Below are 5,746 nucleotides of genomic sequence, written 5' to 3'. Positions count from 1 at the left end.
TCTTCTGCTTGCTCATATTTCTCTTGATTTTGATATAAGATCGCTAAATTATTTAAAGCATCAACATTTCCTTTTTCAATTGCTTTCAGGTAATATTCTTCTGCTTGCTTATATTTCTCTTGATCTTTATATAAAATAGCTAAATTATTTAAAGCATTAACATGTCCTTTTTCTATCGCCTTTAGATAATATTCTTCTGCTTGCTTATATTTCTCTTGATTTTGATATAAACCCGCTAAATTAAATAAAGCTTTAACATGTCCTTTTTCAATTGCTTTCAGGTAATGTTCTTCTGCTTGCTTATATTTCTGTTGATTTTTATATAAAACTGCTAAATTATTTAAAGCATCAACATCTCCTTTTTCAATTGCTTTCAGGTAATATTCTTCTGCTTGCTTATGTTTCTGTTGATTTTGATATAAAACAGCTAAATTAAATAAAGCTTTGACATTTCCTTTTTCAATTGCTTTCAGAAAATATTCTTCTGCTTGCTCATGTTTCTGTTGACTCTTATATAAAAATCCTAAAATAAAAAATTTAATTCCATCCTCTTCATTTTCAATTCCTTCAGCTAAATAAATTCCTTTTTCATAATTTTCATTTTCTATATGCCTTAAAATTTCCTCATAAATTTCTTGATATTTTCTTGGTAAAGGAATCACACTATTACCAATTTTTTTTTGAAAGCTTTCAGAAAGAGTTAATATCTCATCTCTTTGGCTAGTAGTAATATATTTTGCTTGGCTTATTCCTTTAGAAAGTAATAATAATTTATTGTCTGAAATTTTACCTGTTTGAAGGTTTTTTAAATGTTCATCAACTAAATTTTTAAAGTCATTTTTACCATACCAATATTCTAAAAAGATACTCAACCATTTTGCTTTTCGTTTTTGGTTAGGGTTTCCTTGTGTAACTATAAACCACATATTAAAAAAACGTTCAGAAATTCTGTACAAATGGTTCTTTTTCCCTGTTTCAACCTTTGTAACTATACCTTTGTCTATTAATGTTTTTAGATTAGCAGAAACCAACTTGCTTTGCATTTGGCATTTTTCTACCAATTGTTTTGTGGAACAAGCTTCCCATAAAAATGCCATTTCCGCTACAATTTTTCTTAATTGTGGTGTTAGCATATTTAAACGTTCTTGATAAATAGGCGTTACTTTGTCCATTATTTTTTTTAGATAATCGTAACCATAGAGTTCTGAATTATCTAATAAAATTTCAATAAAAAACTGTAATGTTCTTGGTAAACCATCTGTTAAAATCCGTATGGATTCTATTTTACCTAAATTGTTTTTTGCAAAGTCTTTTAATTTTGGGTAATTTAACGTATCACTCCAATGTAAGATGAGTTTTATCATTTCTTTGCTAGACAATGCTTCTAAATGATGTCTTCTAAAAAACTCATAAAAAGGTTGGTCGTATTTCCAGAAATGTTCACTCATTCTTGTACTTCCACCAATAATTTGTATGTCGTGAAAATTGATTAGCGTTTCTCTTAATAAGTTTCCATCATCATTAAAACTTTCTATAATTCTATCAAAATTATCAAGCAATAAAACCAGGCGCTTTTTCTTTTTATCTAAAGCAACTTGAATAAGATTGTATAAATATCTTGTGTATTCTTCATCACTTTTAAATTCTGAATATTTTTTTGTGATTATGTTTTCATCAAATTTATCATTGAATTCTTCTATTACAATTGTCCACAAATCAAACAATCTATAAATAGAAGTTTGTTCTTCAGGAAAATTAATGGCAATGTATTTTTTATTTAATTTATCATTTTCACAAATCTCAATTTCAATTCTTTTTAATAAAGTAGATTTTCCACTTCCTCTTCTTCCTAAAATTAATTCGTGTTGTAAAGGGTCATCGATTTCTTTATTCAATAATGCTCCTATAATTTGTTGAAATTCAGCAACTCTTATTACAAAGTTTTCTTTGATGGATTTTGCATCATTATTAGCAGATTGATAATAATATATTTTATCTGAAAATTTTGAAAGGTTTTCTGACATCTTTTTAACTTTTAAAAATTGGGTTATTTCTTTTCCAGTAGGTTTTTAAGAAAGGCGAAATAAAGATGTAATCGCCATTTTTTTCAATAAGGTAACCATCTTGAATAAGGTCGTAGATAAAATCCATATAATCATCTGTTTTGTCGTGTTCTACAGCAAGATTATATATCTGTTGGATAGAAATTTTGTCTTCGTGAGCAATATGTATCAAAATTTGATTTACGAACTTAAAATCAATTGCTGGTAAATAATCCTTTAATCTCTTTTTCCAATCAGAAAAATAAGAATTGTCTGTTATAATTTTTTCGTAAGCCTTATCTACTTCAATATTTGTAATGATTATCTCTCCTGTTTTAAGTGCATCTTTATCTATTTCATCTAACATTAAATTGATAAAATATGGAACTAAGTAACCTACCTTATATTTTAAATAGCTAATTACACCTTCTTGAAAAGAAATTGAAGCGCCTTCTAAAGCCCAATGAATATATTTCTCAAATTCATCAGACTCTGAATCTAATGCAGGGCAATGAACCTTTTTAATGTCATTAATATCAGAAGTTCTGCCATCAATTAAATTTACTACGTGATGAATACCTATAGAACCTGCAATTATAAATTTTAGTTTTTTAAAACTTTCATCTTGTCTCCAATGTCTTAAGTTTTTTAAAATAGCAGAAGCTGCTGCATTCTGATTTGTTTTATGAAGTGAATACAATACTTCTGGAAGTTCATCAATAACTAATACAATCGTTTCTCCGTCTTCTTCTAATTGAGGAATAATGTTGTTGATTTCCCAAACATAATCTATGTTTTTATTATCAAATTTTAATGAATTCAAATTAATTTCACTGATTCCTTTAGAAGTAAAATAACTTTTAATTTTTTGAGTATTCGTTTTAAATTTACTTAAACAATTCAATATTAAAATATATAATGTTTTATAGAATAAATCTTCTGTCACTATTCCTTGAACATTTTCAAAAATAAGTTTATAACCTTTTTTTGAGTTTTCAGAAAGGTTGATTAAAATTGATGTTTTTCCTACTCTTCTAGGTGCCGATAATAAAAGATTATTACCCTTTTTTAATTCTCTCCAAATTTCATTTTCAATAGTTGTTCTAGGATAATAATAATTTCCTGTTGCACCTGGGCCAATTATTATTTTTGGTGAAGTCCATTGTTTTTTCATATCACAGTATTTTTATTGTCAATCTATTTTGACAGTAAATATACTGTTAAATATTTTGACAGCAAAATTATTGTCAAAATATAATTAATTGAATAGATGGTATGTTTAGTTCAATCCTGTCCTAAATAAATTTTAGTTATAGCAATTTAAATCTTTCAATAGGTTTTATTCGTTGTTTTTAAGGCTTTTAAGATTAGTATGGTTGTTAATGCAGTTCAAATCTGAATTATTACTGCATTCTGACTTGTACCAATAAAAGATTTTATGTGTAATTGTTGTTTGATGTCTCTAAAAAATATTTCTATTTGCCATCTTGCCTTTTGAAGTTTCGTTATTGTTTTAATTTTTGTTGATTTTTGTAAGAAAAATAAAAAATGCTATTTAAAAAGAATACCAACATTAATTTTTTAAGAACATTTTTTGTTTCAATGTCTTTTTTTAAAGGTAGTTTTTCAAGTTTAAAGTCATTCATAATGATAAGAAATTCTATTTTTCTTTACATAATAAATTTAAGTGATAAGTTACTTAAATTTTCTTTACATAATATTTTTTAGCGCACTCAGGTGTTTTTGCCAACTACGAACCCTACTAAAATAACTTTGATAAAAAAGCATCTTTTTTATACAAAAGAGCATATTACATTATTTTGGTAATTTGTAAGAATTCACCATTCAAAAAGAGCTTAGAAAAATTTAAATACCATAAAAATATTTATATTTGTTATCACAAATTTTATCATTAACTTACCGTTATAAAATTCAATATTTATGAAAAAAATAGTTTTTATTATGCTTTCGCTTGTTTTATTTTCTTGTGGTAGCACAAAAAGGGTGCTTTCTAAACAGAAAATAATTAAAGGAAGTTGGTCTTTAAATGAGATTACCTACAATCAAAAAGGAACGTACAAAGTAACTTTGTTAAATGATGTTTCAAAAGAATGTTTTGAAGGTAGTACATGGAATTTTATTCCCAATAACAATACGGGTTCGTATTCTATAAATTCTGCAAATTGTGCTACAGGAGAAAGACCATTTGTCTTTACCATTCAAGAAATTGATGAGGTTTCTGGTTATTTTGATTTTCTATTAAAACCAAAAAACAACGATGCCAATACAGGTTTTAGGTTAGAGCTTACTCAATTATCTGAGTCTGCAATGCAATGGCAACAATTATTAACGGTAAATGGAAAACCATTTATTATATCTATGAATTTTATTAAACAATAACTAAAATGAGAAAAATAAGTTCAAAATTAGCAATCGTATCATTATCAGTACTTTTAACCTTTGGTTTTACCAGTTGTGAAGCTACAAAAAACGCAAATAATAAACAAAAAGGCGGTGTAATTGGCGGTGGCGTTGGTGCCTTAATTGGTGCAATTATTGGTAACAATGTTGGTAAAGGAGGCAACGGAGAATTGGGTGCAATTATTGGTGGTGTTATTGGCGGTGGAGCAGGAGTTTTAATAGGTAACAAAATGGACAAACAGGCCGAAAAAATTGAAAGTGAAGTGCCTGGCGCAACTGTAGAAAGAGTAGACAATGGTATTGTGGTAACTTTTGATGAAAATAGTGGCGTTTATTTTGATACTAATAAATCTAATATCAACTCAAAATCTCAAGAAACACTCTCAAAATTATTTGGCATTTTTGCTGAATACCCAGATACAAACATTTTAGTTGTAGGGCATACAGATAGTTCTGGTAATGAGGATTACAATTTAACATTGTCTCAAAAAAGAGCAGAAGCTGTTACCAATTATTTGGTAAATAAAGGTTTGGCAAAATTACGTTTTACTACAAACTGGTATGGCGAAACACAACCTAAATATGACAATACTACGGCAGAAGGACGTGCTAAAAATAGACGAGTAAATGTTGCTATTTTACCAAATGATAAAATGGTAGAAGACGCTAAAAAAGAAGCTGGAGAGTAATAAAATTTAACTTTCTGCTACGTTTAGAATTAAAAACAACCTGGTCTACTATTGATACTTAATTTAGACAAGGTTGTTTTTTTTTTTTTGAAGTTTGAAAAGATAACCCTAATTCTTAAAAACTAACCATTTTGTTTTAGGACTAAAGGATTCCGTAATTGCCTTTGATATTTGTAAAAAAGTGTCACTTTTCTTTGATACCTAAAAATTGCTATTCATTTATTTGTGGTAAAATATAATCTACCAATTTTCAGTGAACAAATTCAAAGAATTTACTATAATTCCACTAGGTTAAATGCTATTAGTTCTGCTTATTTTAATACTATAAGTATTTCAATCCTTCCAGAAGAAACAAAAGCATATCAACATCATTAAAATATGGTGTCTTATTTTTATTTAAAACTTTTTATAAAAGGAGTTGCAAAACATTGTCGAGCAAGTTTGCGGAAATCACTCAAACTGAAAAAATTGGAATACATAATTTTGAGTTTTTTACTTTTAAAGTTAAAAAAAACCGAGAAATTTTGAACACTTTATCAATCGGAAAATTTTGAGAATATTAAGTAAAATTTGGAATTTAAAAATGTTTGAATT

Annotated in this window: 4 protein-coding genes and 1 pseudogene; 2 read left to right on the top strand and 3 right to left on the bottom strand. The window is 27.2% G+C overall.

All coding sequences use genetic code 11. The features are described 5' to 3' along the window. The 3 genes and pseudogenes from ACSHW5_RS16510 to ACSHW5_RS16500 all read right to left on the bottom strand — a co-directional run. On the bottom strand, nt 1-2,024 hold a 2,024-nt coding region (locus ACSHW5_RS16510; RefSeq protein ID WP_435677248.1), incomplete at its 3' end, for a tetratricopeptide repeat protein. 4 nt (nt 2,025-2,028) lie between these two features. Beyond that, nucleotides 2,029-3,216 (bottom strand): AAA-like domain-containing protein, encoded by a 1,188-nt coding sequence (locus ACSHW5_RS16505; RefSeq protein WP_435677247.1) that lies wholly within the window; start codon nt 3,214-3,216, stop codon nt 2,029-2,031. Between the two features lie 218 nt (nt 3,217-3,434). Then, nucleotides 3,435-3,554 (bottom strand): annotated as a pseudogene (locus tag ACSHW5_RS16500) (transposase); the annotation flags it as partial. A 429-nt stretch (nt 3,555-3,983) separates the two neighbouring features. On the opposite strand from ACSHW5_RS16500, the gene ACSHW5_RS16495 reads away from it, so the two are divergent. Beyond that, nucleotides 3,984-4,442 (top strand): lipocalin family protein, encoded by a 459-nt coding sequence (locus tag ACSHW5_RS16495; RefSeq protein WP_435677246.1) that lies wholly within the window; start codon nt 3,984-3,986, stop codon nt 4,440-4,442. A 5-nt stretch (nt 4,443-4,447) separates the two neighbouring features. Beyond that, a complete protein-coding gene (locus ACSHW5_RS16490; protein ID WP_435677245.1) occupies nt 4,448-5,152 on the top strand; it encodes an OmpA family protein in 705 nt (234 codons plus the stop codon). The last annotated feature ends 594 nt before the right edge of the window (nt 5,153-5,746 follow it).

The sequence above is a fragment of the Polaribacter sp. genome (assembly GCF_051251875.1).
Taxonomy (GTDB): domain Bacteria; phylum Bacteroidota; class Bacteroidia; order Flavobacteriales; family Flavobacteriaceae; genus Polaribacter.
The sequence above is the reverse complement of the archived record's forward strand: the minus strand, read 5'-3'. Positions and strand labels throughout refer to the sequence as shown.

Coding starts and splice junctions, on each gene's coding strand:
- ACSHW5_RS16490 (WP_435677245.1), top strand. CDS start 4,448: ATGAGAAAAATAAGTTCAAAATTAGCAATCGTATCATTATCAGTACTT.
- ACSHW5_RS16505 (WP_435677247.1), bottom strand. CDS start 3,216: ATGAAAAAACAATGGACTTCACCAAAAATAATAATTGGCCCAGGTGCA.
- ACSHW5_RS16495 (WP_435677246.1), top strand. CDS start 3,984: ATGAAAAAAATAGTTTTTATTATGCTTTCGCTTGTTTTATTTTCTTGT.